Below are 26,970 nucleotides of genomic sequence, written 5' to 3'. Positions count from 1 at the left end.
ATTTGTGGATCATCTAGCTGTCGATGCCTTCTCAGGTTTTGAACAATAAGGATGGTTTGATGTGGCGCTGAATTTGGGACTGGTGTGTGGTCGGTGACGACACGTTGGAGCCTAATAAAAAGGGTGCTCCATGTATAGCTTCACAGTAGGATGTTAAACCAAATTTTGCATTGTGCCGACACGCCGACACGCCGACACGCCGACTCCCATCCCGGGATGGTCTATAGTCCAAAGCATCAGCGTTACCTGCGCCGGCATGGGTGTGTGCCTGAAATGCAGGAGCGAATGTCTGGTTCATTGATCGAACAACAGGCACAGGGAATCCCCTATGAACGTTTCTGAAGCCTCGGTAGTCAGCCCGGGTGGCAAAGCCCTGGCCACCCTTGTCTTTGCCCTGCTGGCGGTAGGGGGAAATTACCTCAGCCTGCCCCTGTTCTTTGGCGTCAGCTTTATCTTCGGCTCTATCCTGGTGATGCTGGCGGTCCGGTTTCTGGGCATTGTTCCGGCCACGCTGGTGGCCATCGCCGGCGGTCTCTACACCCTGGTGTTGTGGGGGCATCCCTACGCCCTGGTAATCTTCACCCTGGAGGCCCTGGTGGTGGGCGCGCTGTACCGACGAGGGCAGGACAACCTGGTCCTGGCTGACCTGGCGTTCTGGCTGGTGCTGGGTGCGCCGCTGGTGCTTCTGTTCTATCGCGGGGTGATGGGGATGGAGTGGCACGCCGCCACCCTGATTACCCTCAAGCAACCGTTGAACGGCCTGTTCAACGCGCTGCTTGCCGGACTGATCACCCTGGGCCTGCAACTGTATTGGCGTGGTGGCCAGCAACGGATCTTGGGCCGCGCTGGGTTGCCCGGTCTCCTGTTCCACGTGCTCCTGACGGCCATTCTGGTTGCCGGTGCGGTGCCCGTGATTGTTGAAGGTCACAACCAGCGGGGGCAATTGGAGGCCTTCATGGCCGAACGGTTGTCGGACCGTGCGGGCGATGTGGCAGCCCGTCTCAGGAATGACGCGTCCGGGCAATGGGCAGAGCGTCTGCTCCCGGGGCAACCACGTGACGACCTCGGGATCGCCGTGCTTGGATCGGATGGCCAGATCCTGGCACGGGCAGGGGAAGTGGCGAGCCTGTCCGAGCGCCCCGGCCAGTTGCAGGCCCTGGACCACGGCCTGTCCATCTGGCTGCCCAGCGGTGACATGCCGGCCATGCCCCGCTGGAAGCAGGGGCGTTACCAGGTCCGTGTGCCGATCGACGGCGGGCAAGGCGTGACCGAAGTGATCCTGGAACAGCCGGCGACACCTCTGGTCCAGACGCTGGAGCAGGGCAGCGTCAGCATGTTTGCCTTCCTCGTCGGGCTCCTGGCCCTGGGGATTCTGGCGGCCCGACTCCTGAGTCAATGGCTCACCCACCCCCTGAGTCAGCTGGCCCGCACCAGCCGGGATCTGAGTGGCCAGATCAGCCAGGGAGTCAGGCCGCAACTGCCCGACAGCCCCATTGCCGAATACGCCGGCCTCAGCAAAAGCCTGCGTGAAATGTCCGGTCTGCTGGCTGGGCGGGTTCGTGAATTGCGTGATTTCAACGCCGCGCTGTTCAGTGCCGCTGGCGCGATCATCGCGGTACTCGACCGTGACGGCAGGATTGTCCGCTTCAACCAGGCTGCGGAAATCGCCACCGGGTACAGCGCGGACGAGATCGAGGGCAAGATCAGCTGGCAGTACCTGGCGCCGCCGGAGGACCGGGAGCGGGTCGCGGCCGTTTTTGAACGGCTGACGAAGGACAGCGTTCCCGCCCGGCATGAAAGCCAGTGGGTGATGCGCGACGGCACGCGTCGCCTGTACGACTGGTCCAATGCGGTGCTGGCGGACGAGCAGGGCGAGGTCGAATTCATCGTGGCCATCGGTGTCGACATCACCGAGACCAAGCGGGCGCAGAAGGAGGTGCGGGAGCAGGCCCGGCACACTCAGGCCATTCTCGACAACATGGTGGACGGCTTGGTGACCATCAACGCCGGCGGCATCATCCAGTCGGCGAATCAGGCCGCAATCGGCATCTTCGGGTACGAGGCGAGCGAGTTGATTGGGCACAACGTCAGCATGCTCATGCCCAGTCCGCATCGGGAGGCCCACGACACCTACCTGCGCAATTACCTGAGCACCGGTGTGGCGCGCATTCTCGGCGTTGATCGGGAAGTGGAGGGGCAACGCAAAGACGGCAGCCTGTTCCCCATGGAAATCGCGGTGTCGGAGATCACGCAGCACGAGCAGCCTCTGTTCGTGGGTATGGTGCGGGACATCAGTGAACGCAAACGCATGGAGCACATGAAGACCGAGTTTGTCTCCACCGTCAGTCACGAGTTGCGCACACCGCTGACCTCCATTTCCGGCGCCCTGGGGCTGGTGATCGGCGGCGGTCTGGGAGAGTTGCCGGACAAGGTCCAGCACATGATCGGCATTGCCCAGAACAACAGCCTGCGCCTCACCCATCTGATCAATGACCTGCTCGATATCGAGAAGATCAGCGCCGGCAAGCTGCAGTTCGACATGAAGGTGGAGCCGCTGCTGCCACTCATCGAGCAGGCCCTGGAAAGTCATCGCACGTTTGGCGGCAAGCAGGAGGTCCGGTTGGCGCTGGACCCCGAATCGACGGCTGCCGATGTCCGCGTGGATGGTCAGCGACTGCAACAGGTGCTTGCGAACCTGTTGTCCAATGCCATCAAATTCTCGCCCAAGGGCGGTACCGTCCGGGTGTCGGTGCAGCAGGTGTCGGGTCAGGCGCGGGTGACGGTGACGGATCAGGGGCCGGGCATCCCTGAGGCATTCCAGCCGCGTATTTTCGAGAAATTCTCCCAGGCCGATTCCTCCGACACCCGTCAGAAAGGCGGCACCGGCCTGGGGCTGGCGATCACCCGTGAGTTGGTCGAGCACATGGGTGGCTGCGTGGGGTTTGACTCGGTGGAGGGCCAGGGCACGACGTTCTGGTTTGAGCTGCCGTTGATCGATAAGGATCGATTCAACCCCGATGTGAATCCGGAAGCACCGGTGCAATTGGGTGCGCCCCGGATTCTGGTCGTGGAAGACGAACCGGATGTGGCCGAGGTGCTGGGTATCCTGTTCACCCGCAGTGGCTATCGCATTGATATTGCTCACACGGGCCGGGAGGCGCTGGCGGCACTGGCGGAAACCCGTTACGACGCCATCAGTCTTGACCTGATGCTACCGGACATCAGCGGCATGGATATCATTGGCCAACTGAGGTCGCAGCCCGACACCCAGGATCTGCCGATCATGGTGCTGTCCGCGAAAATGGAAGAAGGCCGCCTGGCCATCAACGGTGAGTTTTCCGGCATCGAGTGGCTGGCCAAACCCATAGACGAGTGGCGATTGATGGAATCGCTCGAACGACTGCTGGGCGCCTCGAAGCAGTCCAAGGCCCGTGTCCTGCACGTGGAGGATGATGCAGACGTGCATCAGGTCATTCGCGCCATGGCCGGCGACCGGTTTGAGTTCGAGCTGGAGCACTCGGTGCGTAAGGCCCGTGCGCGCATCGCCCTGGAGCGCTTCGATGTGATTGTTCTGGATATTGGGCTGCCCGATGGATCGGGCTGGGATCTGTTGCCGGAAATACGCGCCCGCCAGCCGGAGGCGCGGGTCCTGGTGCTATCGGGCACCGAACTGACCCCCGTTGAAGCCCGCAAGGTCGAGTCGGTCCTGCTCAAATCCCAGATTACCCCGAGCGATCTGCTGGTGGCCCTGGATGAGCGAATCCAGGACCGGAACTCCAGGCACCGGGAAAAGCCGGTGTATTCCGGCTAGTCCCATCGGCCTGTAGCGTTCACTAAACCTGCCCAAATCTTGCCTTTTAAGGTCTAAGGTTTGCCATCCGAGGCCGATTGGGGGTTGGGCCAGAGGCAAGGCCGGAAAACCTCGATATGCTCCTGTCCATAAGCGAACGCAGCAATGGACAGGTGGCTCCAATGACGACAGCAACGACTCCCCAACATGCCCCAGTAAGCACCCGGAGGCGATCCGAGGTGCCCATCCGCCATATGGATTTCCAGTTCGACGCCAGGGAACTGGACGATACCTTTTACCGGAACACCGAATTGGCATCCGCCTACTTTGAGGCCTTGTCGATCTTTCTGACCTTCGGCGAAGACCTGGTGATCGATACCGCGCGCCATCACCGGCAGTTCGTGAAAGATCCGGAACTCAAGCGGCTGGTGACCGCCCTGATCGGTCAGGAGGCCATCCACTCCAAGATGCACAACGAGTTCAACGATGTGCTGGCCGAGCACCGGTTCCCGGTGACCTTCTACCGTCTGCTGGCGGACAAGGTGTTCGAGCACGGCTTCAAGAAACTCTCGAACCGCATGCAGCTGTCGTTGATGGCGGGTATCGAGCACTTCACGGCGGTGCTGGCGGAATACATGATGAAGAATGAAGCGGTGTTCTACGCCTCCGATGACGAGAAACAGCGTGCGCTGTGGATGTGGCACATGCTGGAGGAGTCCGAGCACAAGGACATCGCCTACGACGTGTTCCAGGAGTTGTCCGGCGATTACGCCCTGCGTATGCGGGGCTTCGCCCTGGCGGCGTTCACCATCCTGTTTCTGGTGCCCCTGGGCGGTTCACTGATCCCGGTTATTCGCAAGCCTTCGAACCTGCTGAGCCTGGCCTACTGGAAGGACGTGAAGCGCAGCCTGGCCTTGATCGCCGGACCGAAAGAAGGCGTGTATGGCAGTACCATCGGCCACATTCTGGATTACGCCCGCCGGGATTTTCACCCCAACGATCACGACACCAGTGCCTACCTCGAGTACTACAAAGAGAAGCTGCTGCACCCCGACACCGGGCTATTGACGCCCTACCTGACCCGAGAGTTCGTGCCGGGCCTGCGTGCCTGAACGAATCCCATGTGACCTGAAGGGCTGAAAGCCATGCTGAATATTCTGAAGTTTCGTTCCCGTAAGCCGAGCTACGACGGCTACGCCGTGGTGACCGGTGCCGGCAGTGGTATCGGCCGCAGTTTTGCCCTGGAGTTGGCCAGGCGCAATACCGCGGTGGTCTGTGCCGATCTGAACCTGGACAGTGCCGAGGAAACCGTGGCGCTGATCGGACAGGCGGGCGGGCAGGCCTATGCGATGGCCTGTGATGTCGGCAAGGCGGCCCAAGTGAAGAAACTGGCCGAGCAGTCGGAGAAGCTCCTCGGCCATCCGGTCACCTTGCTGATCAACAACGCCGGTGTCGGCATTGGTGGCCGGTTTGACGAGCTGAGCCTGCAGGACTGGAAGTGGGCGATGGATGTGAACCTGTGGGGTGTGGTCCACGGCTGCCATTACTTCGCGCCCCGTTTCAAGAAGCAGGGCCAGGGCGCCATCATCAACGTGGCATCTGCCGCGTCCTATACCGCGGCGCCGGAGATGAGTGCCTACAACGTGACCAAGGCCGGGGTGCGCGCCCTGTCCGAGACTCTGTACGCGGAACTCAAGCGCGACAACATCAAAATCAATGTGCTGTGCCCGACCCTGGTACCCACCAACATCATCAAGGATGGCCGCATTCCGGCCCGCTATTCGAAGCTGGCGGACCACGCCCTGATGAATTACGCCCTCACCACCAGCGACTCCGTGGCGAAGCTGACCCTGAACCGTCTGGACAAGGGCGAGCTCTACACCACGCCCCAGATCGACGCCAAGCTGTTTTGGGTCATGAAACGTGTGTCGCCCAACCTGTACGCCGACCTGCTCGGCTTTTCCTACCGCTTCGTCAAGTGAGCCCCAAGCGGTTCCTCCGAATCGAATGACAGAGACTGTATCCCATGGCTAAAGCAAAACAGGGCGTGGCCGCTGAGCCGCGCATCTACGACACCCTGATCGTTGGCGCCGGCATCTCGGGTTTGTGTGCGGCAATCAAGATGAAGACAGCCGGCTACCACGATTTCAGGATCATCGAGAAAGCCCAGCGGGTGGGTGGCACTTGGCGCGAGAACACCTACCCCGGTTGCGGCTGTGACGTGCCGTCCTCCCTGTATTCGTTCTCTTTCGCGCCGAGCAGTAAATGGAGCCACCTGTTCGCCCGTCAGCCGGAAATCCTCAGCTATCTGGAAGAGGTCAGCGCGGACTTCGGCATCAACGAACTGATCGACTTTGGCACCGAACTGGACAACGCCCGGTGGGACGAGAACCAGGCCTTGTGGGTACTGGATACCAGCGTCGGCGGCAACAAGGCCCAGATCCTGGCGCGGAGCGTGGTGTTCGCCACCGGCCCGATCACCGAAGCCCAGATACCGGCCCTGCCGGGACTGGAGACGTTCAAGGGCGAAATGTTCCACTCCGCCAAGTGGAACCACGACTACGACCTGACCGGGAAACGGGTCGCGGTGATCGGCACGGGCGCCTCGGCAATCCAGTTTGTGCCGCAGATCCAGCCCAAGGTGAAAGAGCTGCACGTGTTCCAGCGCACCGCGCCCTGGGTGTTGCCCAAGCCGGACATGAACCTGGGTGACACCAGCAAGCAATTGATCGACAAGCTGCCGGTCATCCAGCAGGTGTGGCGCCAGACCGTGGCCCAATCCCTGAACGCGATCAACTTTGGTTTGCGTAACCCAGCCGCCCTGAAGCCCGTAAGCGCCGCCGCCAGGCAGCTACTGCGGGTCCAGGTGAAAGACAGGGCGCTGCGCAAGGCTGTGACCCCGGATTTCACCCTGGGCTGCAAGCGGATCCTGTTCGCCAACAACTATTACCCGGCCCTGCAGGCGGACAATGCCAACCTGATTCCCCATGGCCTGGTGGCCGTGGACGGCAATACCGTGATCGCAGCCAACGGCGAGCGCCATGAGGTCGACGTCATCATCTGGGGCACCGGCTTTGAGGTCTCGCACCCACCCATCGGCCGCCGGGTGATGAATGCCCGGGGCGAGCGGCTGTCGGAGGTATGGAAAAACAGCTCACCGGAAGCCTTCCTGGGCGCCGCCCTGAAGGATGTGCCCAACGCGTTCTTGGTGCTGGGGCCCAACGTGCTGGTGTATGACTCCTTCATCAGCCTGGCGGAGGCGCAGCTGGATTACATCATCGATGGCCTCAAAACGATCAAGGCCAGGGGCATCAGCCGGCTTACCGTCAATCCGACGGTCCTGGCGCGGCACAATGCCCGAGTACAGAAGCACCTGAAGACCACCGTGTTCAACAGCGGTGGCTGCAAGAGCTACTACCTGGATCAGAATGGCCGCAACTTTGCCGCCTGGCCCTGGTCGCTCAAGGCACTGAGGCAACGGCTGAGCAGCTTCAATCTGGCGGATTACGATGTGCATTACGGTTCGGCGCAGAAACGCACGGCCGCCTAGCTTGCGGAATTCGCTGATTACTCGCGCACAAAAAAAGCCCGCACTAGGCGGGCTTTTTTTATGGAATATGGCCCGCCCGATAGGATTCGAACCTATGACCTTTGCCTCCGGAGGGCAACGCTCTATCCAGCTGAGCTACGGGCGGAACGAAAGTTAACGCGATGCGTTAATTTCGAGTGCGCAATCTTACGTGCGCAGCGGGGCTCTGTCCAGCCCCCACGGCATGATTGGCTAATGCGGTTTTATTCCGGGTAGCGGCGTTGCGGGGTAATGCTTACCAGGTCGTCTTGGTTGCTGATCGAGACCTCTCCGTCCTGAATCGTCACCTGAACGTGCATGCTGCGCTGGGCCAGCTCGGCCAGGGCCTCGGTGGCCTCTTGGGGCAGGTTGATGACGGTCAGGTTGTCGAACCGGCTGAGCTTGTGGTGGTGTTTGTCCCACCACACCGGCACTGCGCGCCCGCCGTAGGTGTACAGAACCACTTTTTTGGCCCGGTTGCAGGCCTTGCGCAGCCGGCTTTCCTCGGGCAGGCCCAGCTCGATCCACAGCTCGATCTCGTCACTCAGGCTTTTCTGCCACAGCTCCGGCTCGTCGTCGGTGCTCAGACCCTTGGTGAATTCCAGATGCTCGTCGGCGTTCAGGGCGAACGCCAGCAGGCGGATCATCATGCGTTCGTCGGTTTCCGACGGGTGCCGGGCCAGGGTCAGGTGGTGGTCCGCGTAGTAGTGGCGGTCCATGTCGGCAATGTTGAGCGTGGCTTTGAAGATGGTTGCTTTGAGCGCCATGGGTGGTCCGAAGTGGTGACAAGCTGTGAGTTTGCGCTAGTGTAGTGCAATTCTGTCCGGGATGAGCATGACTCCATGTCGATGTTGCGCGGTTTTCTGATTCTCTTGCTGTTTTTCATGCTGGGTGAGGCCCTGCGGCTGGTGTTCCTGGTGCCGGTCAGTGGCGGTGTGCTGGGCATGATCGCGATCACGCTGACCCTGATGGTCCGGGGTGAGGTCAGTGATGCCCTGGCCAGCGCCAGCCAGAGTCTGATTTCCGTGCTGGTGCTGCTGATCATGCCGGGCGTGGTCGGGGTCTTTTTCACCGCCGGGCAGTTCCAGGGCCAGTGGCTGGCGGTGGCGGCGGCGCTGCTGCTGGGCACCCTGCTGAGTGTGGTGACCACGCTGCTGTTGATGAAGGCCCTGGTTCGGGGCGGCCGTCGGACAACGATCCATGACTGACTGGCTGGACCGTGTGCTTGCAGTGCCCGAGGCGCTGGCGGCGACGCCGGTGCTGGCCATCGCCCTGACCCTGGGGGCGTTCTTTGCCGGCAACGGCGTGTTCGCTCGGATCGGGCGCCCGATCTGGTTGCCACCGGTGGTGCTGTCGGCGGTGCTGTTGTCTGCCACCATCGCGCTGCTGTCCCTGGACTACCAGCGCTACCAGCAGGGCGCGCAGTGGCTGATGCTGTTGCTGGGGCCGGCGACCGTGGCCCTGGGCATTCCGCTGTACCAGCAGATGCACCACATCCGCGCATTGTGGCGTCCGATCCTGTGCACCCTGCCGCTGGCGGCCACGCTGGCCGCCGTCTATGCCCTGGTCATTGCCTGGGCCCTGGGGGCCACGCCGGAGGTGCTGGCGTCCCTGGCGCCCAAGTCGGTCACCGCGCCCATCGCCATCGGCATCACCGAGCAGCTGGGTGGCTCGGTGCCCCTGATGATGGGCGGTCTGCTGATCACCGGCGTGGTTGCAACCGCCTTCGTGGACCTGATGGCCAGGCCCCTGGCCATCGACGACGATCGCATCCTCGGCTTCGCCCTCGGGCTCAATGGCCACGCCATCGGCACCGCCCGGGCGTTCGAAATCAGCCACACCGCCGGCGCGTTTGCCTCCCTGGGCATGGGGTTGACCGGGGTGTTTACCGCGCTGATTCTGCCGCTGTTTTTCTGGTTTTAATGCCTGCACGGTATTAGGTCATTCACCTCGCGAATAACGCCATGTCGCAATTTCGATTGCTGTTAGGGGATTCCCCGACTAGTTTTTAGCGCAGACATCTGGTGCGAACGTGTACCGATGCGCCGCAAAATTCTTAAAACAGCGACGGAAAACGCGATGAAAAAACTACTGACCGCTTTTGTTGGTTCCATGGCCCTGGCGGCCGCCCCGGTGGCCATGTCCGCCGAAGCCAACAAGGAACTGAAGATGGCGTACGACGCCGACCCGGTAACCCTGGACATCCACGAGCAACTGTCTGGTGGTATCTTGCAGCTGTCCCACATGACCTTTGACCCGCTGGTTCGTTGGAACAAAGAGCTGGGTTTTGACGGCCGCCTAGCCGAGAGCTGGGAGCGGATCGACGACAAGACCATGCGCTTCAAGCTGCGCGAAGGCGTCAAGTTCCACTCCGGCAACGAGCTGACCACCAAAGACGTCGAGTTCACCTTCAACCGCCTGAAACAGAGCCAGGATTTCAAGGCCATCTTCAAGCCGTTCAGTGGCATCAACATCATTGATGACTACACCTTCGAGCTGGTCACCAGCGAGCCCTACCCGCTGCTGCTGAACACCGCCACCTACATTTTCCCGCTCGACAGCGAGTTCTACAGCGGCAAGACCGAGGACGGCCAGGACAAGGACGCCATCGTCAAGCACGGCAACTCCTTCGCCTCCACCAACATGTCCGGCACCGGTCCCTACACCGTCACCGGCCGCCAGCAGGGCGTACGGCTCGAATTCGAGCGCTTTGACGACTACTGGGACACCGAGTCCCCGGGCAACGTCGGCAAGATCGTGCTGACTCCGATCAAAGAAAATAACACCCGCGTCTCCGCGCTGCTGTCCGGCGGTGTGGACTTTATTGCGCCGGTGCCGCCGACCGATCTGGAACGCATCCGCAATGACAAGAACTCCGAGCTGGTGACCATGAGCGGCACCCGCATCATCCTGTTCCACATGAACCAGGAGCGGGTTGAGGCGTTCAAGGATCCGAACGTGCGTCAGGCCGTCGCCTACGCCATCAACCAGGAAGGCATTGCCGCCAAGATCATGAAGGGCTTCGCCACTCCGGCGGCGCAGATGTCACCGGAAGGCTACCAAGGCCATAACCCGGCTCTGACTCCACGCTTCGACGTGGCCAAGGCCCAGCAGCTGATGAAGGAAGCCGGCTACGAGGATGGCTTCACCATCACCATGATGGCGCCGAACAACCGCTACGTGAACGATGCCAAGATCGCCCAGGCGGTAGCCGCCATGCTGGCGCGCATCAACATCACCGTCGACCTGAAGACCCTGCCGAAGGCGCAGTACTGGCCGGAATACGACAACCGCGCTGCCGACATGATGATGATTGGCTGGCACGCGGACACCGAAGATTCCGCCAACTTCTTCGAGTTCCTGACCTTCTGCCCGGACGCCGACAGCGGCTCTGGCCAGTACAACGCGGGTAACTACTGCAACGAGGAGCTGGACGCGATGGTGGACAAGGCCAACGTCGAGACCGACCTGGACAAGCGTGCCGCCATGCTGCAGGACGTGGAGCAGCGTCTGTACGACGACGCCGCCTTCATCCCGCTGCACTGGCAGGACCTGGCCTGGGCCAGCAAGAAGAACGTCCAGATCGAGCCGATCCTGAACGTGATGAACTTCCCGTACCTGGGTGACCTGGTCGTCGAGTAAGCGCCTCTGAAGGCTGGCCGGCGTCGGAGGTCCCGGCGCCGGCCTTTTATTTGAAGCACGCTTTTTAGCAAATTCTGGAATCTATCCATGTTAGCGTTTTTGGTTCAGCGGATATCCCAGGCACTGCTGGTCATGTTTGTGATCAGTGTGATTGCCTTTGCCATCCAGGATGGCCTGGGGGATCCCCTTCAACAGATGGTTGGTATGTCGGTCTCCGAGGAGGAGCGCGAAGCCATCCGCGAAGAAATGGGTCTGAACGATCCTCTGGTCGTCCAATACCTGCGCTTTGCCGGTAATGCCATCCAGGGCGATCTGGGCATTTCCTACTTCTACGGCAAGCCGACGCTGGACGTCATCCTTGAACACCTGCCAGCGACCCTGGAACTGGCCATCGGCGCCAGCCTGATCATCCTGTTTTTCTCGGTGCCCATTGGCGTCTACGCCGCCATCCGGCCCCAGGCCTGGTTGTCCAAATTTTTCATGGGGGTCAGCACCGTCGGGATTTCCATCCCGGTGTTCCTGACCGCCATCGTGTTGATTCAGCTGTTCTCCATCGGGGTCACCGTGGACTGGTTCCCGTCCGACACTGGCTGGGGCCAGGGCCTGAACAGCGCATTGTCCACCGAGGGCGGGCTGCCGTCCTACGGTCGCGGTGACGAACTGACGCACCTGTTCGGCACCTGGCACTCCGGCTTTTTCTCCACCGGAGGCATCCTGCACCTGATCCTGCCGGCCATTTCCCTGGCCTCGATCATGCTGCCGCTGTTCATCCGCCTGATCCGGGCCGAAATGATGGAAGTCCTGCAGAGCGATTATGTGCGCTACGCCCGGGCCAAGGGCCTGAAGCCGGGCCGGATCAACTTCCTGCACGCCCTGAAGAACACCATGCTGCCGGTCATTACCGTTGGCGGGGTGCAGATCGGCACCATGGTGGCCTACACCATCCTGACCGAGACGGTGTTCCAGTGGCCGGGCGTGGGCCTGATGTTCCTGGAAGCCATCACCCGCAGTGACATCCCGCTGATCGTGGCCTACCTGATGGTGGTCGGGCTGATTTTCGTGATTACCAACACCATCGTGGATCTGATCTACGGCCTGGTGAATCCCACGGTTAAACTGACAGGTAAGAAAGCATGACGACGGCGACGATTTCCCGCTGGGATCGCTTTCGCGACTCCTTCCTCTGGTACAGCTTCAAACGCGACAAGATTGCCATTGTCAGCTTTCTGGTGCTGGTGCTGATGGTGGCCGCGGCGGTGTTTGCCCCGCTGCTGGCCCCGACCGACCCCTACGATCTGGCCCAGATCAACATCATGAACTCGGAATTGCCGCCGGTGGGCATGAGCGGCGCCGATGCAGCCTTCCCGCTGGGCACCGACGCCCAGGGCCGGGACATGCTGTCCACCATCCTGTACGGCACCCGGGTGTCGCTGGTGATCGGTTTTGGTGCCGTGGTGCTGCAGGCCGTGCTGGGTATCCTGTTCGGCCTGCTGGCCGGCTACTTGGGCGGCCGGGTCGACTCCATCCTGATGCGCATCGCCGACGTGCAGCTGTCGTTCTCCACCTTGATGGTAGCGATCATTGTTGGCGCCGTGTTCAAGGCCAGCTTCGGCAACCTGATGTTTGGCGAGATCGCCATCTACATGCTGATCTTCATCATCGGCGTGGCCGAATGGCCGCAGATCGCCCGCACCGTGCGCGCCTCGGTGCTGGCGGAGAAGAAGAAAGAGTATGTCGATGCCGCCAAGGTGATGGGTTTCGGCACCCGCCGGATCATGTTCCGGCACATCCTGCCCAACACCCTGTCGCCGATCTTCGTCATTGCCACCGTGCAGATCGCTAACGCCATCATCTCCGAGGCGGCGCTGTCGTTCCTGGGCCTGGGCATGCCGGAAACCCAGCCGTCCCTGGGCTCGCTGATCAAGTCCGGCTTTGACTACATCCAGAGTGGTTCCTGGTGGATCACCCTGATCCCCGGCCTGGTGCTGGTGGTGCTCGTGCTGGTCATCAACCTGTTGGGTGACTGGCTGCGGGATGTCATGAATCCACGGCTCTACAAAGGTTAAAAGGCAGGGGAAAGTAATGGCACTGTTGGAAGTAAAAAATCTGGATGTTCGCTTTGCCGTGCGCGGCGGCGACCTGACCGCCCTGCGCGGCATCAGCTTCAGCCTGGACAAGGGCGAGCGCCTGGGCCTGGTGGGCGAATCCGGCGCCGGTAAATCGGTGGCGGCGTTCTCCATCCTCAACCTGATTGCCCGACCCGGCTACATCGCCGGCGGCCAGATTCTGTTCGAGGGCAAGGACCTGGCGGCCATGAGCGAGCGTGAGCTGCGCAAGATCCGCGGCAACCGCATCGCGATGATTTTCCAGGACCCGATGATGACCCTGAATCCGGTGCTGTCGATCGGCACCCAGATGGTCGAGGCCATCAAGGCCCATCGCCGGATCAGCACCAAAGAGGCCCGGGCCATCGCCCTGGACAAGCTCACCAAGGTGCAGATTCCGTCGCCGGAAAAGCGGCTGGACCAGTACCCCCATGAGTTGTCCGGCGGTATGCGCCAGCGGGTGATCATCGCCATCGCGCTGCTGCTGGACCCGGAAATCATCATCGCCGACGAACCCACGACGGCGCTGGATGTCACCATCCAGGCCGAGATCATGGCGCTGTTGCTGGAACTGTGTGAGCAGGACAACGTGGCACTGATGCTGATCACCCACGATCTCGGTGTGGTGTCCCAGGTGACCCAGCGCATGCTGGTGATGTACTCGGGCCGGATCATCGAGCAGGGCTCGACCCGGGAAATCATCAACGACGCCCAGCACCCCTACACCCAGGGCCTGATCAACGCGCTGCCGCAAATGGGCGAACCGGGCCATCGGCTGTACCAGATTCCGGGCTCCATGCCGTCGCTGAAGAACGTGCCCAGCGGCTGCCCGTTCCACCCGCGCTGCAAATTCGCCACCGAGCAGTGCAAACGCGCCATGCCGGAGTATGTCCGGTCCGGCAACGTGGACGTGGCCTGTTACGAAGTCAGCAACCTTATTGAGCAAGAGCAACGCATGCAGGAGTCGGAATCATGACCTCACCGTCCCCCTTGGTTGAAATTCGCGGGCTGGAGAAGAGGTTTGATCTGTCCGGCAGCCTGCTGGAGCAGATCAGCTTCGAGAAGGGCCGCTTCCACCGCAAGCAGGAGGCGGTGCACGCCATCAACGGCGTGGATCTGCAGGTCCAGAAGGGCGAGGCCCTGTGCGTGGTGGGTGAATCCGGCTGTGGCAAGTCCACGGTGGCGCGCACGGTGATGGGCCTGCTGTCGCCGAGCGCCGGCGAGATCCATTACGACGGCGAGCGCATCGACAATCTGGACGGCAAGGACGTGCTGCCGTACCGCCGCAAGATGCAGATGATCTTCCAGAATCCCTATGCGTCCCTGAACCCGCGCATGACCATTCAGCAGACCCTGGAAGAGCCGATCCGCTTTCATCATCCGGACTGGGACACCGACAAGGTCAAGGCCAAGGTCACCGAGGTGATGCAATCGGTGGGCATCGACCCGGACTGGGGCAGCCGCTTTGGTCACGAGTTTTCCGGCGGCCAGCGTCAGCGCATCGCCATCGCCCGGGCGCTGGCGGTGGACCCGGAGTTCATCGTCGCGGACGAGCCGATCTCGGCCCTGGACGTGTCCATCCAGGCCCAGGTGCTGAACCTGCTGATGGACGCCCAGGAGAAGCGCAACCTGACCTACCTGTTCATCACCCACGACCTGGCGGTGGTGGAGCATTTCGGTACCCGGGTGGCGGTGATGTACCTGGGCCGCGTGTGTGAACTGGCGGACACCAAGACCCTGTTCAGCTCGCCCCGGCATCCCTACACCCAGGCGCTGCTGTCGGCCATTCCCAAGCTGGAGGACGACCGGCCCAACCACATTCGCCTGCAGGGCGAAGTGCCCACCCCGGTGCACCTGCCGTCCGGCTGTGTGTTCCATGGCCGCTGCCCCTACGCCAACGAGCGTTGCCGGCAGGAAATTCCGCAGCTGATTGCCACCGATCAGGGCAGTCAGGTGGCCTGCCACGCGGTGGCAGAGGGGCGGTTGTAACAGGGGCCCCGCGTTAGGCTATGATGCCGTTCACAGTCTACTGCCCCTCCCGGTGACTCCATGGAAATACGCTGGCTAGAAGATTTTATGGCGCTGGCTCGCACGCGCCATTTCTCCCGTGCGGCCGAGTTGCAGCACGTGAGTCAGCCAACCTTCAGCCGTCGCATCAAGCTGCTCGAAGAAGCCATGGGTGCGACCCTGATCAATCGCCAGACCCTGCCGCTGTCGCTGACGCCGGCGGGGGAGGCGTTCGTGGACCTGTGCGAGCGCATCACCCGGGATGTGCGGGACACCCGGGACCGGATTCACGACATGGAGGCCGAGGCGTCCGCCCGGATCAGCGTCGGCTCCACCCAGGGCCTGTTCTCCCACTTCTACCAGGGCTGGGCCCGCCAGGCCGGGGTGGCCGAACGGCTGCAACTGAACCTGAAAGCCACCAATTGGGTCGGCGAGCAGTTCCTCGACGCCCTGGACAGCGGCGAGTGCGAGCTGGTCCTGTGCTACTGGCACCCGGACCTGCCCTGGGGCGAGCGGCTGACGCCGGAGCGCTACGAACACCTGACCCTGGCCCGGGAGGCCCTGGTCCCGGTCAGCGTCATGGACGACGCCGGCCAGCCCCGCTACCCGTTGCCGGGGACCGCGGAGCAGCCGGTGCCCCTGATTGCCTACCATGGCCGCGGGTTTCTGCAGTCGGCCATCGAGGCCCATCTGGGCCGGCAGAAGCAGGCGGCCAACCTGTTGCCGCTGAATGAAAACACCCAGTCCGCCAGCATCAAGGCGCTGGTGAAGCAGGGCTTCGGCATGGGCTGGTTGCCCCAGCGCATGACCGAGAAGAGCGAGCAGTTTGGCAGCCTGGTGCGCGCCGGCGACGAGCGCTGGGACGTGCCGCTGGAGATCCGCCTGATCCGCCTGCGCGATACCCGCTCCGACGAACTTCTAACCCTCTGGAACACACTGGAACGCCAACATGTCTGAGACCGATCTGCTGACCCTTCAGGTGACGCACATCCGCACGCTGCAGCAACGTTACGAGCAGGCCCTGGCCGAGTGCGGCTACGACAGCCTGCTGATCAGCTCCGGGGCGGCGCCCCTGCGTTACGGGGATGATCAGGCGTTCGAGTTCCAGGGGTATGGCCCGTTCCTGCACTGGACCGGCCTGACCGGCCAGGAGCACAGCTGGTTGCTGATTCGCCCCGGCCAGGCCCCCGTACTCTGGCTGTACCAGCCGGTGGATTTCTGGCACGCCAACCTGGAGCTGCCCGAGGAGCCCTGGCACCAGGCCGTGGAACTACGGTTCAGCGAGCAGCGCGAGGCACCGTCCATGGCCCGGACCGGCCAGCTGGCGGTGATCGGCGATCCCGCGTTCCTGGGCGAGGTGCCCGGTGAGCACAACCCCGAGGCACTGCGGCAGGCCCTGGATGAAACCCGGGTGCGCAAGACGCCCTACGAAATTGCCTGCCTTGCCCGGGCCAACGAACTGGCCGTAGCCGGCCACGCCGCGGCCCGGGACACCTTCCTGGCCGGGGGCAGCGAGTTCGACATCAACCTGGCCTATCAGCAGGCGACCCGCCAGCCCGAGGCCGAGGCGCCGTACCACAGCATCATCGGCGTCAACGAGCACGCCGGCACCCTGCATTACCAGTATTACGACACCGCCGCGCCCGCTCAGGCCCGCAGCCTGTTGATTGACGCCGGCGTGCGTTTCCGCGGTTACTGCTCGGACATCACCCGCACCACCCCGGGCGTCGGGGAAGGGCGCTTTGCGGCCCTGGTCCAGGGCCTGGAGCGATTGCAGCACCGGCTGTGCGACATGGTGGCGCCGGGCGTGGACTACGTCGCCATCCACCGCAAAACCCACGAAGGCATCGCCGCGCTGCTGAGCGCCGCCGGTCTGGTGTCCGGCCTGGACGACCAGGCCCTGGTGGAGCAGGGCGTGACCCGTGCCTTCTTCCCCCACGGCATTGGCCACTTCCTCGGTGTTCAGGTGCACGACGTGGTTGGCGAGCGACAGCCTAGCCCGGAAGATGCGCCCTTCCTGCGCCTGAACCGGACCCTGGAAGCCGGCATGGTGGTCACCATCGAACCCGGTCTCTATTTCATACCGTCGCTGCTGGAGCCGCTGCTGGACGGCCCGCTGGGCCGGCACCTCGATCGCGACATGATTGACGAATTGCGGGGCTGCGGCGGCATTCGCATTGAGGACAACGTGGTGGTCACCGAGGCCGGCAGTCGCAACCTGACCCGGGAGGCGGGCGGCTGAAACAGATCGTTGCATTAAATTAACAGCATGGGGTTGTAAATTCGGACGCGAATAACAATAATTATCACTAACTTTTTGGTCGTTAGTGAGAGAAGTCCTATGTACGTGTGCCTTTGCCACGGGGTTACCGATCGCGAGATCCGCGAAGCCGCCGAGAACGGTGTAACGTCCATGCGCCAGCTCGGCAAGGAAATGGGTGTCGGCCGCCAGTGCGGTCGCTGTGCCAGCACCGCCCGGGAAATCCTGCGCGAGTGCACCACCCCCGACTATCTGTCACTGGCCAACCTGCTGGCGCAACCCGCCTAAGCCCCGCCAGAGCCTCAGTTTTTTCCAAAGCCGGCCGCCGCGCCGGCTTTGTTGCGATTGTTTCCCGCCTGCAATTTTTTATTACCGCGTAACCGTCTATCCTTAGAGACCGTATTCATCCCTGATCAAGGAGCCCGGTCATGAAAGGCGATAAGAAAGTCATCCAGTACCTCAATAAGGTGCTTTGCAACGAACTCACCGCGATCAACCAGTACTTTCTCCACTCGCGCATGTACAAGGACTGGGGTATCACCAAGCTGGCGGCCAAGGAGTACGAAGAATCCATCGACGAGATGAAGCACGCCGACCAGCTCATCGAACGCATCCTGTTCCTCCAGGGCCTGCCCAACCTGCAGGATCTGAACAAGCTGCTGATCGGCGAGAACGTCGAGGAAATGATTGCCTGCGACCTGAAGATTGAGCACACCGCCCACGTCGACCTGAAAGAAGCCATCGCCTACTGCGAGCAGGTTCAGGACTACGGCAGCCGCCAGCTGTTCCGCAGCATCCTGGACAGCGAGGAAGAGCACATCGACTGGCTCGAAACCCAGCAGGAGCTGATCGCCCAGATGGGCATCCAGAACTACATCCAGCTGCAGTCCGACTCGGCGGAGTAAGTTCAGACCATGGACCTGTCCTGTTTCAAAGCCTATGACCTGCGCGGCCGGGTGCCGGACCAGCTCAACCCGGCCCTGGCCGAGCGCATCGGCCGGGCCTACGTGGAAATCACCGGCGCCAAGCGCGTCATCGTCGGTTACGACATCCGCCTGTCCAGCCCCGACATCGCCGAAGCCCTCAGCTCCGGCCTGATGGCTGCGGGCGCCGACGTGTTCGACATCGGCCTGTGCGGCACCGAAATGGTCTACTTCGCCACCAGCCACTACGGCATGGACGGCGGCATCATGGTCACCGCCAGCCACAACCCGAAAGACCACAACGGCATGAAAATGGTGGGCCCGGAGTCCCGGCCCATCAGCTCGGACAACGGCCTGAACGACATCCGCAACCGGGTGCCGGAACCCTTTGCCGACGCGCCGGAGCAGGGCCGCTATGAGCCGCTGGAAGTGATGAGCGCCTACATCGACCACCTGCTGGGCTATGTCGACGCCACCGCCCTCAAGCCCATGACCCTGGTGGTCAACGCCGGCAACGGCGGCGCCGGACTGGTGATCGACGAACTCGAACAGCATCTGCCGTTCGAATTCGTCAAGGTGCACCACGAGCCGGACGGCCACTTCCCGAACGGCGTACCCAACCCCATCCTGCCGGAAAACCGAAGCGCCACCGCGGACGCGGTCATCGCCCAGGGCGCCGCCATGGGCATCGCCTGGGACGGCGACTACGACCGCTGCTTCTTCTTCGACGAGAATGGCCGCTTCATCGAGGGCTACTACATCGTCGGCCTGCTGGCCGACCAGTTCCTGCGCAAGACCGGCGGCGGCAAAGTCATCCACGACCCGCGCCTGACCTGGAACACCCTGGACCTGGTGGCGGCCGCCGGCGGCCAAGCCATCGAAAGCAAGACCGGCCACGCCTTCATCAAACAGCGCATGCGCGACGAAGACGCGGCCTACGGCGGCGAAATGAGCGCGCACCACTACTTCCGGGACTTCGCCTACTGCGACAGCGGCATGATCCCCTGGCTGCTGGTGGCCGAGCGCCTGTGCCAGTCCGGCCAGACCCTGTCGTCACTGATTGACGCCCGCATCGACGCTTACCCGGCCAGCGGTGAGATCAACCGCACCATCGCCGACCCGCCCAAAGTGATTGCCGCCATCGAAGCCAAGTACGGCGTCGGCGCCAACAAGGTCAGCCACGTCGACGGTGTCAGCATCGAATTCGACGACTGGCGCTTCAACCTGCGCATGTCCAACACCGAACCGGTGGTGCGACTGAACGTGGAATCGCGGGCTGATATCCCGCTGATGGAAGCGAAGACCGAAGAGTTGCTGGCGGAGATGGAACGGCTGAACGGGTAAGTTGGGAAGTAGAGACTGGCATGCCTCAGCCGGGCGGCAAACGATCAGCTCGCAGGCCCTGACCGCTTGCCCAAACACCTATGCCAAAAATCAGAGCCAGTCGTTCAGCATGATCCCGATGCCGATCCGCTCAATCCGCTCGTTGTAGTCAATCAGACTCTCCCCATACCCGTTGTAGTACTGGAAAAAGCCCTTAACCGTATCCCCCATGGGAAAACTGTAGCCAAACTCCACCGACGTCTTGTTGTCCGACCGCAGGTTGTTCATCAGGCTCAGGGAAAAGGTCCGATCCTCGGACAGCTTGTACACCGCCGTGTAGTTGGCGTGGCCCAGATAACGCTCGATGTCGGCGTTATCGTCCTTGTCGCCCTCGGGAATGCGCCACCAGGGCTGGATCATGAACAGCCAGCGGTCGTAGCTGTAGGCGATTGAGCCCATCACCCGGTTCCAGCTGCGCGACCGCGGCTCGGATTGGCCGTTGGATTGGTGATTGAAGCCGAGGGTGACCGCGCTCAGTGTGCCCTTGCCGATTTTGTAATCGGTCTGGTAGCGCAGAAAGATCTCCGGCTCGTAGTTGGTCTCCCGGAACGGGGCCGACTCGTCCCGGTTGTAAACCTGCCAGAAGGACTTCTGGGTGTAGCCGAACCACATGGTGGTGCGGTCGTCGAGCAGACCGGTGAGCAGCGGCACCTTGAAGCTGATCTGGTACTTGGCTTCCTCCCGTTCCAGATCGTAGTCGTAGTCGGTGCCGCCCAGGCGGGGGCTGACGGGGTTCGGGTTCGGATCCTTGACCCAACTGATGGGCAGGATATAGGTCGGCCGGTAGCCGACAAAGCTGCCGGAAAACGAAAACACCGCCTTCTCGGCGGCAATGTAACGATCCACCAGGGCGGCCATCACGCCCTCGTCGCTGTCGCCATCCGCGGCCACTTCCTTCACCGTGGTTTCCCGGCTCGGCAAGGTCTTGTCGGCTTCCTGCTCGACCTGCTGGACCTTGTCCGGCGGCGCCTGCTCCCGGGCCTGGTTGGGATCCAGCACCTGATCGTAGCAGGCCAGCCGGCGCACCCCGTTCTCGATCAGCGCGCATTCCTCGGCCGACAGCAGCTGGGCCGCATCGTCCTGGCCTCCGGTGTCTTCCGAGTTGCTGGCTGGCTGGGCGCCGACGGTGCCGGCCACCAGGGCCAGGCCAAAAACCGGTGAAACAGACAGGAATGAGCGCATCAGTGAGTCCTTAACTGGCGGAGAGACTGAACCAGGTATTGGCCACGCCGTATACCCAGACACCGATCAGGGTAACGGCCAGCAGCGAAAAGATGACTTTGTGACGGAACCGGTTGGCGGTCTCCGCCGCCGCGACCCAGCGCAGGTACATCAACCCGATGAAGCTGAGGAATACGCCCAGGCTGGCCAACGCCGGAATCAGCAGCCAGGCCGGCTGGATCTGGCCGCCGTCCCCGGTCTGGCCGGACAGCCAGGCCATGGACCCCAGCAGGATGGCCAGGGCGGTGAATTCGGCAATCAGCAGCAGCTTGCGCAGCGGGTGAGGCGAGGGCATGTCGGGTTGAGGCATAGTGGGTCCTGAATTCAGAGAGTTAACACCAGTTTATGGTAATCGTATGACCGGCAAAACGCTGTTTGACTTACGAAATGGCAATCCAGCCGGTTGAACCGAACCGCGGATTCTGCCGTTTGGTTTTTTTGGCAGGGTTCAGTCGCTATAATGCGGGCACTGACGATTATAACGCGCTAACGCGAGGTGCATTGTGAAGATGAAGAGAGTCCTGGCTGTCGTACTGCTTGGTTTCGGCCTTACTGCCGGTGCCGTGATGGCAAACGTTGAAGATGAAATTCGGTCACGCATCGCGCCGGTCGGCGAAGTCTGCCAACAGGGTGACGATTGCGGTGCCGCCGCCGCACCTGCCCAGACCGCCAGCTCTGGCCCGCGTCCTGGCCCGGAAGTGTATGACGCCGTGTGCATGGCCTGCCACACCACCGGTGCCGCTGGTGCGCCCAAGAAAGGCGACGCGGCTGCCTGGGCTCCGCGTATCGACAAGGGCATGGAGACGCTGATCAGCCACGCCATCAACGGCTTTAACGCCATGCCGGCGAAAGGCGGTTGCGCCAGCTGCCCGGACGAGGAAATCGCCAACGCGGTCGAGTTCCTGGTCTCCGAGAGCCAGTAAGACGCCACCCGTCCGGAACGAGAAAGCCCCCGCATTGCGGGGGCTTTTTTGTGCCTGGGCGGTTGCTCAGGGCGCGGTTGAATAGCTTTCGAACGACAGTTCACCCCGCAGATGGCGCACCGGGCCGGACTCGCTCCGGATCGGAATCCGCCACTGGGCAAATTCCCCGGCGTCGCCGTGGGCCCCCTCCAGGGCGTTCAGGCGCGGATCCAGCCAGCCGAAGCTGTTGGAGTTGGACAGGGTGATCCAGGCGCCGGCCTCCGTGGACGCGGCCTTGGACACCGTGGCCTCGGGCAGGGCCTGCCAACTGGCACTGCCGGTATAAGCTTCCACCCGGTCCGGACTGAAGCGCAGGAATGCCTCGCCCTCCGTGCCGAGGATGGTGATGGGCTCGTTGCCCCGGTAGCTGAGCAGGATTCCGGGCCGTGGCGCGTCCAGAATCAAGGTGCTGAGCCCGGGAATGCCCGGTTGTTCGGTGATGCTGGCCTTAACCACACCGGCCGGAACCTTGTCCGCGTCCGGGGCGCCGTGAGCCCCTGCCGGTCCGGAGACCGCCAGGGACACCAGGCCGAACAGCACCAGGGCCGGCAAGCGCGGCCCCCGGTCAGGTTCGACTCGCATACGCAGGCTTCCTTTCCCGGTTACAGGAGGTCGATGGTGGACTCGATGACGCCGTCCACCGTCATGGTGGAGTCGGCCACCTGGGTCGGCGCCATGCACTCAAGCCCCTCGTTGACCACGGTGATGGGCGCCGACACCGACGGCACCCGGCCCTCCGGGGTGTCCTTGCTGACAAACAGCATATACTCGCCCGCCGGCACCACATTGTGGTTGTCCGGCATCCGCAGGGTCATCTTCTGGCCCTGGGACTTTTCCACCACCAGTTCGATGGCGCGCTGGTCGCCGTCGATCAGGTGGGTCATCACCGTGCGCCGAATCAACAGCGCCTGGTCGATGTCCTCGGCGTTGCCCTCAAGTTTGATGCGGAAGCGGTCGCCAATGGTCAGGCTGCGCGGTGCCTGCTTGATCTCCGGGCGGTCGTTGCGCAGGGCATAGGGCGGCGTGTAGATCTCGAAGCTTGGATCGCGGCCGTCATAGGGCGCCAGACCGAAGTCCTGCAGGTCGACGAACGACAGGTAGGCGGTGTTGATCGGCGAGTGCCCGGCGATCATCACCCGGCCATCCTCCATCAGCACCGCGGTGTTGTGGTAGGTGCGGGACTGGTTGGCCATGGCCATTTCGGTCCAAGTGCCGGTGGCCGGATCAAACCGCTCGGCGGTGCGGATCGGACCTTCCAGGCCGGGCGCCGCGACGCCGTCGCGGGTGCCGCCGCTGAACACCATGACACTGCCATCCGGCATCAGCACGTTGGTGCCGTACCAGCGCGGCTGGTTCAGGGGCCCGGTCAGTCGGGATTCGTAATCGATCTGGTCGCCGTTGGTGCGGATGGTGTCGATCCGGCTCTGGGCGATCGGCACGTAACCACCGGGGTTGGTGAGCAGGCCGTAGCTGGGCACGCCGCCGGCGGTCAGCAGTTCCACGTCCGTGTAGTTGCCATTGGCGTCCGGTTTGAGCGGCAGCATGGTCGAGGAGGTGGAGCCGCGCATACCGCCGGCGATGGCCATCTTCAGGCTCTCCTCGGAGGCGGTCACGGTCACGCTGGTCTCGCGCAGCTCAGCCGGGCTGCGGACCACACCGCCCAGTAACTCGGCCGCCTGTTCCAGCGAGCCGTTGGTGATGTTGAGGGTGCTGCTGAGCTGGCCCAGGCCATTCTCGTCCAGGCGCAGGGGCAGACCGGCGTAGCCGATGTCGTTCCAGCGCTGGGTGTCCGGGTTGTAGCTGGCGACGATGTTCCACAACGCCTGGTCGTAGCCCTGGCCGAACGGGTTGAAGGCCTGACCGCCGGCGTTGTAGAGCACGTGGCCGTTGGGCAGCAGGTGCATGCGCGGGTACAGCGGCAGCGACCGGTCCGCGGTGGACGGGTTCTGATGCCAGGTGCCAGCACAGGGGTTGTAGGTTTCCGTTTGCACGACATTGCGGCCGCTGTTGACCGGGTCTTCCGGGTACACCGGCTTGAGCAGTTTGGTCACACCGCTGGCGACGAACACATTGCCGTTACCCAGGGTCACCAGCGAGGGGTACCAGCGGCCGAAGTTCATATCACCGCTTTGAGTCCAGGTGTTGGAGGCCTCGTCAAAGATCCGGGAATTTTTGATCCCCTCCAGCTCCGCGACCCCCAGGGGCATGCCGTCGATGCCGGGCTCGGAGTAGTAATCGGTGCCGCCCACGGCCAGCACGTTACCGTTGGCCAGGCCGATGACGTCGGAGCAGAACAGGGCGCCGTCGTTGTGGGCGCTTTCATCGGCGTTGTCGATGGCGCCGTCCAGCAGCGTATCGTTCAGCAGGGTCTGGCTGTCATTGCCGTCCGGGTTGGCACCGGCTCGCAATGGATCGGGCTTGCGCCAGGTCGGGGTGTCGTCGGCGCCCAGGGCCAGCACCCGGGATTGGTCGTTGATGGAGACCTGGCCGAATTCCCCGACGATGGAGGTCTCCACATTCTCCGTGCCTTCCAGGGCGTTCAGGTACAGGATCCGGCCGTCCTTGAGCAGGGCCATGGTGCCGGCGGCGGGCTTGCATTCCAGGTCGCCTTCGGCATTTTCGACGCATTTTTCGTCGGTGGTCACGGTTTCGCCGTCGACCACGATGGTGGGTTCGGCAAACGGCGAGCCAAACCGGCCCTGTTCGCTGTAGCCCGGCTGGAATACCGGTGTCGTCGTTTGGGAAGCGCCATCCTCGGCATCGTCTGAGTCAGAATCATCCAGATCTGCGTGAATGCTACCGGCGGCCACCAATAGCAGCGAGCCGGTGATTGCGGAAAAACGCTTGTGGAAACGGGACATTACGTCCTCCTGATTTGTTGTTGTCTGGAGAGGATCGGATTCCTCATTAACTCAACGTGTCAGGAGGCGGGAAGGTTTCATCTGGCGGCTGTCAAATCAGGCCCCGAGGTCCCCCAGCAGGGCACTCAGGGTGGCCTTGCCTTTCTTCTGGTTGGCTTCGACGTCCAGGTCGCCCTGGCCTTCCCAGCGCAGGTCCTCCTCTGGCAACTCGTCCAGGAAGCGGCTGGGGATGGTCTCGATCTTTTCGCCGTATTGCTTGCGGGTGGCGGCGTAGGTGAGGGTCAGGGTTTCCCGGGCCCGGGTGATGCCCACGTACATCAGCCGCCGCTCTTCCTCGATGTTGCCTTCCTCGATGCTGCTGCGGTGCGGCAGGATTTCCTCCTCCAGGCCCATGATGAAGACATGGGGGAACTCCAGGCCCTTGGAGGCGTGCAGGGTCAGCAACTGGACCTTGTCGCTGTCGTCGTCCTCTTCCCGCTGTTCCATCATGTCGCGCAGGATTAGCTTGGTGATGGCGTCTTCGATGCCCAGCTCGTCGGCGGTGCCCTTGCCGTCGTCCAGCATGCGCTGGATCGACTCCACCAGGTACCAGATGTTTTCCATCCGGCGCTCGGCCTGTTTCGGGGTGCCCGAGTGCTGGTGCAGCCATTCCTCGTACTCGATGTCGGTGAACAGCTGCTTGATTACCGGAATCGGGTCCTCGCTGTGCAAGCGCTCGCAGGTGCTGTCGACCCAGTGCGCGAACCGGCGCAGCCGATCCAGGCCCTTCTCGGCGACGTGGGTTTCCGCCCCCATGTCGCCCAGGGACTTGAACAGGCTGACGTTGCGGGCCCGGGCGTAGTGGCTGAGCTGTTCCAGGGTGCGCGGGCCGATCTCGCGCCGGGGCACGTTCACCACCCGCAGGAAGGCGGCGTCGTCGTCCGGGTTGATCAGCAGGCGCAGGTAGGACATGGCGTCCTTGATCTCGTTCTTGGAGAAGAACGACTGGCCGCCGGAGATCCGGTAAGGGATCTGGTAGGCCTGCAGCTTCATCTCCAGCAGCCGGGCCTGGTGGTTGCCCCGGTAAAGCACCGCGAAATCCCGGAACTCCAGGCCCTGTTTCAGCTTCTGGTCGAGGATCTCGGTGGCCACCCGCTCGGTCTCGGCGTCTTCGTTGCGGCAACGGATCACCCGCAGTTCCTCACCGATGGTGTGGTCACTCCACAGCGCCTTTTCAAACACGTGCGGGTTGTTGGCGATGACCGTGTTGGCGCTGCGCAGGATGCGCCCGGTGGAGCGGTAGTTCTGCTCCAGCTTGACGATCTTCAGGCTGGGAAAGTCCTCGTTCAGCTGCACCAGGTTTTCCGGCCGGGCCCCGCGCCAGGCGTAGATCGACTGGTCGTCGTCGCCCACCACGGTGAAGGCGGCGCGCTCGGCTACTAGTAGCTTGACCAGCTCGTACTGGCACACGTTGGTGTCCTGGTACTCGTCCACCAGCATGTAGCGGATCTTGCGCCGCCATTTCGCCAGCACCTCGGGGTTGGTGCGGAACAGCTGCACCGGCAGCAGGATCAGGTCGTCGAAGTCGACGGCGTTGTAGGCCTTCAGGTACTCGTTGTACTTCTTGTAGATCAGGGCAATGCGCTGTTCGCGCTCGTCCGCGGCCTTGCTCAGGGCCTCAGCGGGGCCGCGCAGGGCGTTTTTCCAGGACGAGATGGTCATCTGCACGTCGTTCAGCTCGTCGCCGGCTTCGGCGCTGCCGGCATTGAGCATCAGGTCCTGCAGCAGGGCCTTGGCGTCCTCGGCATCGAAAATGGAAAAGCCGGGGTGGTAACCCAGGTGGCTGTATTCCTCCCGGATCATGTTCAGGCCCAGGTTGTGAAAGGTGGAGACAATCAGGCCACGGGTCAGCTTGCGGTCGACAATGCGGCCGACCCGCTCCTTCATCTCCCGGGCAGCCTTGTTGGTGAACGTCACCGCCGCGATGTGCCGGCCCGGAATGCCGAGCTGCTCGATCAGGTAGGCGATCTTGCGGGTGATCACGCTGGTCTTGCCACTGCCAGCGCCGGCCAGCACCAGCAGGGGGCCGTCAGCGTAGCGCACCGCTTCACTTTGTCTGGGATTGAGTTTACTCACAAATCACGGGCCAGAATGGAACTGAAAGGACTATCGGACGTTTGGGCTATTCTACACCAGCGAGACTTTCTGTACCTTGAAGATCTTTCGACTATCCTAGAAATCACGGACGGCCACGCACGAATGGATTACG

The 26,970-nt window shown here is 62.6% G+C and carries 23 protein-coding genes and 1 tRNA gene; 17 read left to right on the top strand and 7 right to left on the bottom strand.

Going from position 1 to position 26,970, the window contains the following annotated elements:
- The first annotated feature begins 328 nt into the window (after window positions 1–328).
- From U5822_RS04080 to U5822_RS04065, 4 genes are all read left to right on the top strand, one after another.
- A complete protein-coding gene (locus U5822_RS04080) occupies window positions 329–3,811 on the top strand; it encodes a PAS domain S-box protein (RefSeq protein WP_322854348.1) in 3,483 nt (1,160 codons plus the stop codon).
- A gap of 218 nt (window positions 3,812–4,029) precedes the next feature.
- Complete coding sequence (locus U5822_RS04075; protein ID WP_322854347.1) at window positions 4,030–4,902, top strand: metal-dependent hydrolase; 873 nt, start codon at window positions 4,030–4,032, stop codon at window positions 4,900–4,902.
- A gap of 33 nt (window positions 4,903–4,935) precedes the next feature.
- Window positions 4,936–5,772, top strand: coding sequence for an SDR family NAD(P)-dependent oxidoreductase (locus tag U5822_RS04070; RefSeq protein ID WP_322854346.1), 837 nt, complete (start codon window positions 4,936–4,938; stop codon window positions 5,770–5,772).
- Between the two features lie 44 nt (window positions 5,773–5,816).
- Window positions 5,817–7,340 (top strand): flavin-containing monooxygenase, encoded by a 1,524-nt coding sequence (locus U5822_RS04065; RefSeq protein ID WP_322854345.1) that lies wholly within the window; start codon window positions 5,817–5,819, stop codon window positions 7,338–7,340.
- Window positions 7,341–7,408: 68 nt separating this feature from the next.
- On the opposite strand, the gene U5822_RS04060 is transcribed toward U5822_RS04065, so the two are convergent.
- Window positions 7,409–7,485: transfer RNA gene (locus U5822_RS04060), tRNA-Arg, on the bottom strand.
- A gap of 97 nt (window positions 7,486–7,582) precedes the next feature.
- Window positions 7,583–8,125, bottom strand: coding sequence for a YaeQ family protein (locus U5822_RS04055; RefSeq protein WP_322854344.1), 543 nt, complete (start codon window positions 8,123–8,125; stop codon window positions 7,583–7,585).
- Between the two features lie 75 nt (window positions 8,126–8,200).
- Between U5822_RS04055 and U5822_RS04050 the strand changes: the two genes are divergently transcribed.
- The 12 genes from U5822_RS04050 to U5822_RS03995 all read left to right on the top strand — a co-directional run bounded on the left by U5822_RS04050 (window position 8,201) and on the right by U5822_RS03995 (window position 19,639).
- Window positions 8,201–8,566 carry a CidA/LrgA family protein gene (locus U5822_RS04050; RefSeq protein ID WP_322854343.1) on the top strand — a complete coding sequence of 122 codons (366 nt, stop codon included), beginning with the start codon at window positions 8,201–8,203 and terminating at the stop codon, window positions 8,564–8,566.
- Entirely contained in the window at window positions 8,559–9,281 is a 723-nt protein-coding gene (locus tag U5822_RS04045; protein ID WP_322854342.1) for an LrgB family protein, read from the top strand. The genes U5822_RS04050 and U5822_RS04045 overlap by 8 nt, the downstream gene beginning before the upstream one ends.
- Window positions 9,282–9,437: 156 nt before the next feature.
- Window positions 9,438–11,000, top strand: coding sequence for an ABC transporter substrate-binding protein (locus U5822_RS04040; protein WP_322854341.1), 1,563 nt, complete (start codon window positions 9,438–9,440; stop codon window positions 10,998–11,000).
- A gap of 87 nt (window positions 11,001–11,087) precedes the next feature.
- On the top strand, window positions 11,088–12,137 hold the full coding sequence (locus U5822_RS04035) for an ABC transporter permease (protein WP_322854340.1): 1,050 nt from the start codon (window positions 11,088–11,090) through the stop codon (window positions 12,135–12,137).
- The gene (locus tag U5822_RS04030) at window positions 12,134–13,066 is read left to right on the top strand and encodes an ABC transporter permease (protein ID WP_322854339.1); all 933 of its coding nucleotides are present in this window, start codon (window positions 12,134–12,136) and stop codon (window positions 13,064–13,066) included. The genes U5822_RS04035 and U5822_RS04030 overlap by 4 nt, the downstream gene beginning before the upstream one ends.
- Window positions 13,067–13,082: 16 nt before the next feature.
- Window positions 13,083–14,081 (top strand): ABC transporter ATP-binding protein, encoded by a 999-nt coding sequence (locus U5822_RS04025; RefSeq protein ID WP_322854338.1) that lies wholly within the window; start codon window positions 13,083–13,085, stop codon window positions 14,079–14,081.
- Window positions 14,078–15,094 (top strand): ABC transporter ATP-binding protein, encoded by a 1,017-nt coding sequence (locus U5822_RS04020; protein ID WP_322854337.1) that lies wholly within the window; start codon window positions 14,078–14,080, stop codon window positions 15,092–15,094. Before U5822_RS04025 ends, U5822_RS04020 begins: the two co-directional genes overlap by 4 nt.
- A gap of 60 nt (window positions 15,095–15,154) precedes the next feature.
- Window positions 15,155–16,069: a LysR family transcriptional regulator gene (locus tag U5822_RS04015; protein WP_322854336.1), complete on the top strand. Its 915-nt coding sequence runs from the start codon at window positions 15,155–15,157 to the stop codon at window positions 16,067–16,069.
- Window positions 16,062–17,354 carry a Xaa-Pro dipeptidase gene (pepQ, locus tag U5822_RS04010; RefSeq protein WP_322854335.1) on the top strand — a complete coding sequence of 431 codons (1,293 nt, stop codon included), beginning with the start codon at window positions 16,062–16,064 and terminating at the stop codon, window positions 17,352–17,354. Before U5822_RS04015 ends, pepQ begins: the two co-directional genes overlap by 8 nt.
- 99 nt (window positions 17,355–17,453) lie before the next feature.
- Entirely contained in the window at window positions 17,454–17,660 is a 207-nt protein-coding gene (locus tag U5822_RS04005) for a bacterioferritin-associated ferredoxin (RefSeq protein ID WP_322854334.1), read from the top strand.
- Between the two features lie 140 nt (window positions 17,661–17,800).
- Window positions 17,801–18,277, top strand: a complete 477-nt coding sequence (bfr, locus tag U5822_RS04000) for a bacterioferritin (RefSeq protein WP_322854333.1) — start codon at window positions 17,801–17,803, stop codon at window positions 18,275–18,277.
- A gap of 9 nt (window positions 18,278–18,286) precedes the next feature.
- Window positions 18,287–19,639, top strand: coding sequence for a phosphohexomutase domain-containing protein (locus U5822_RS03995; RefSeq protein WP_322854332.1), 1,353 nt, complete (start codon window positions 18,287–18,289; stop codon window positions 19,637–19,639).
- A gap of 90 nt (window positions 19,640–19,729) precedes the next feature.
- On the opposite strand, the gene U5822_RS03990 is transcribed toward U5822_RS03995, so the two are convergent.
- Entirely contained in the window at window positions 19,730–20,860 is a 1,131-nt protein-coding gene (locus U5822_RS03990) for a phospholipase A (protein WP_322854331.1), read from the bottom strand.
- A gap of 10 nt (window positions 20,861–20,870) precedes the next feature.
- Window positions 20,871–21,209 carry a hypothetical protein gene (locus U5822_RS03985; RefSeq protein WP_322854330.1) on the bottom strand — a complete coding sequence of 113 codons (339 nt, stop codon included), beginning with the start codon at window positions 21,207–21,209 and terminating at the stop codon, window positions 20,871–20,873.
- Window positions 21,210–21,408: 199 nt separating this feature from the next.
- Between U5822_RS03985 and U5822_RS03980 the strand changes: the two genes are divergently transcribed.
- Complete coding sequence (locus U5822_RS03980) at window positions 21,409–21,822, top strand: c-type cytochrome (RefSeq protein ID WP_322854329.1); 414 nt, start codon at window positions 21,409–21,411, stop codon at window positions 21,820–21,822.
- Window positions 21,823–21,888: 66 nt separating this feature from the next.
- Here the strand turns inward: U5822_RS03980 and U5822_RS03975 are convergent, their stop codons facing one another.
- From U5822_RS03975 to rep, 3 genes are all read right to left on the bottom strand, one after another.
- Window positions 21,889–22,443 (bottom strand): hypothetical protein, encoded by a 555-nt coding sequence (locus U5822_RS03975; RefSeq protein WP_322854328.1) that lies wholly within the window; start codon window positions 22,441–22,443, stop codon window positions 21,889–21,891.
- A gap of 20 nt (window positions 22,444–22,463) precedes the next feature.
- On the bottom strand, window positions 22,464–24,722 hold the full coding sequence (locus tag U5822_RS03970) for a galactose oxidase early set domain-containing protein (RefSeq protein ID WP_322854327.1): 2,259 nt from the start codon (window positions 24,720–24,722) through the stop codon (window positions 22,464–22,466).
- A 96-nt stretch (window positions 24,723–24,818) separates the two neighbouring features.
- Complete coding sequence (gene rep / locus U5822_RS03965; protein WP_322854326.1) at window positions 24,819–26,837, bottom strand: DNA helicase Rep; 2,019 nt, start codon at window positions 26,835–26,837, stop codon at window positions 24,819–24,821.
- Window positions 26,838–26,970: the final 133 nt, after the last annotated feature.

This window comes from Marinobacter qingdaonensis (assembly GCF_034555935.1).
Lineage (GTDB): Bacteria > Pseudomonadota > Gammaproteobacteria > Pseudomonadales > Oleiphilaceae > Marinobacter > Marinobacter qingdaonensis.
Note: the sequence above shows the minus strand (reverse complement) of the source record. Positions and strands in the feature narration are given on the sequence as shown.

Coding starts and splice junctions, on each gene's coding strand:
- U5822_RS04080 (WP_322854348.1), top strand. CDS start 329: ATGAACGTTTCTGAAGCCTCGGTAGTCAGCCCGGGTGGCAAAGCCCTG.
- U5822_RS04070 (WP_322854346.1), top strand. CDS start 4,936: ATGCTGAATATTCTGAAGTTTCGTTCCCGTAAGCCGAGCTACGACGGC.
- U5822_RS04065 (WP_322854345.1), top strand. CDS start 5,817: ATGGCTAAAGCAAAACAGGGCGTGGCCGCTGAGCCGCGCATCTACGAC.
- U5822_RS04055 (WP_322854344.1), bottom strand. CDS start 8,125: ATGGCGCTCAAAGCAACCATCTTCAAAGCCACGCTCAACATTGCCGAC.
- U5822_RS04050 (WP_322854343.1), top strand. CDS start 8,201: ATGTCGATGTTGCGCGGTTTTCTGATTCTCTTGCTGTTTTTCATGCTG.
- U5822_RS04045 (WP_322854342.1), top strand. CDS start 8,559: ATGACTGACTGGCTGGACCGTGTGCTTGCAGTGCCCGAGGCGCTGGCG.
- U5822_RS04040 (WP_322854341.1), top strand. CDS start 9,438: ATGAAAAAACTACTGACCGCTTTTGTTGGTTCCATGGCCCTGGCGGCC.
- U5822_RS04035 (WP_322854340.1), top strand. CDS start 11,088: ATGTTAGCGTTTTTGGTTCAGCGGATATCCCAGGCACTGCTGGTCATG.
- U5822_RS04030 (WP_322854339.1), top strand. CDS start 12,134: ATGACGACGGCGACGATTTCCCGCTGGGATCGCTTTCGCGACTCCTTC.
- U5822_RS04025 (WP_322854338.1), top strand. CDS start 13,083: ATGGCACTGTTGGAAGTAAAAAATCTGGATGTTCGCTTTGCCGTGCGC.
- U5822_RS04020 (WP_322854337.1), top strand. CDS start 14,078: ATGACCTCACCGTCCCCCTTGGTTGAAATTCGCGGGCTGGAGAAGAGG.
- U5822_RS04015 (WP_322854336.1), top strand. CDS start 15,155: ATGGAAATACGCTGGCTAGAAGATTTTATGGCGCTGGCTCGCACGCGC.
- pepQ (WP_322854335.1), top strand. CDS start 16,062: ATGTCTGAGACCGATCTGCTGACCCTTCAGGTGACGCACATCCGCACG.
- U5822_RS04005 (WP_322854334.1), top strand. CDS start 17,454: ATGTACGTGTGCCTTTGCCACGGGGTTACCGATCGCGAGATCCGCGAA.
- bfr (WP_322854333.1), top strand. CDS start 17,801: ATGAAAGGCGATAAGAAAGTCATCCAGTACCTCAATAAGGTGCTTTGC.
- U5822_RS03995 (WP_322854332.1), top strand. CDS start 18,287: ATGGACCTGTCCTGTTTCAAAGCCTATGACCTGCGCGGCCGGGTGCCG.
- U5822_RS03990 (WP_322854331.1), bottom strand. CDS start 20,860: ATGCGCTCATTCCTGTCTGTTTCACCGGTTTTTGGCCTGGCCCTGGTG.
- U5822_RS03985 (WP_322854330.1), bottom strand. CDS start 21,209: ATGCCTCAACCCGACATGCCCTCGCCTCACCCGCTGCGCAAGCTGCTG.
- U5822_RS03980 (WP_322854329.1), top strand. CDS start 21,409: ATGAAGAGAGTCCTGGCTGTCGTACTGCTTGGTTTCGGCCTTACTGCC.
- U5822_RS03975 (WP_322854328.1), bottom strand. CDS start 22,443: ATGCGAGTCGAACCTGACCGGGGGCCGCGCTTGCCGGCCCTGGTGCTG.
- U5822_RS03970 (WP_322854327.1), bottom strand. CDS start 24,722: ATGTCCCGTTTCCACAAGCGTTTTTCCGCAATCACCGGCTCGCTGCTA.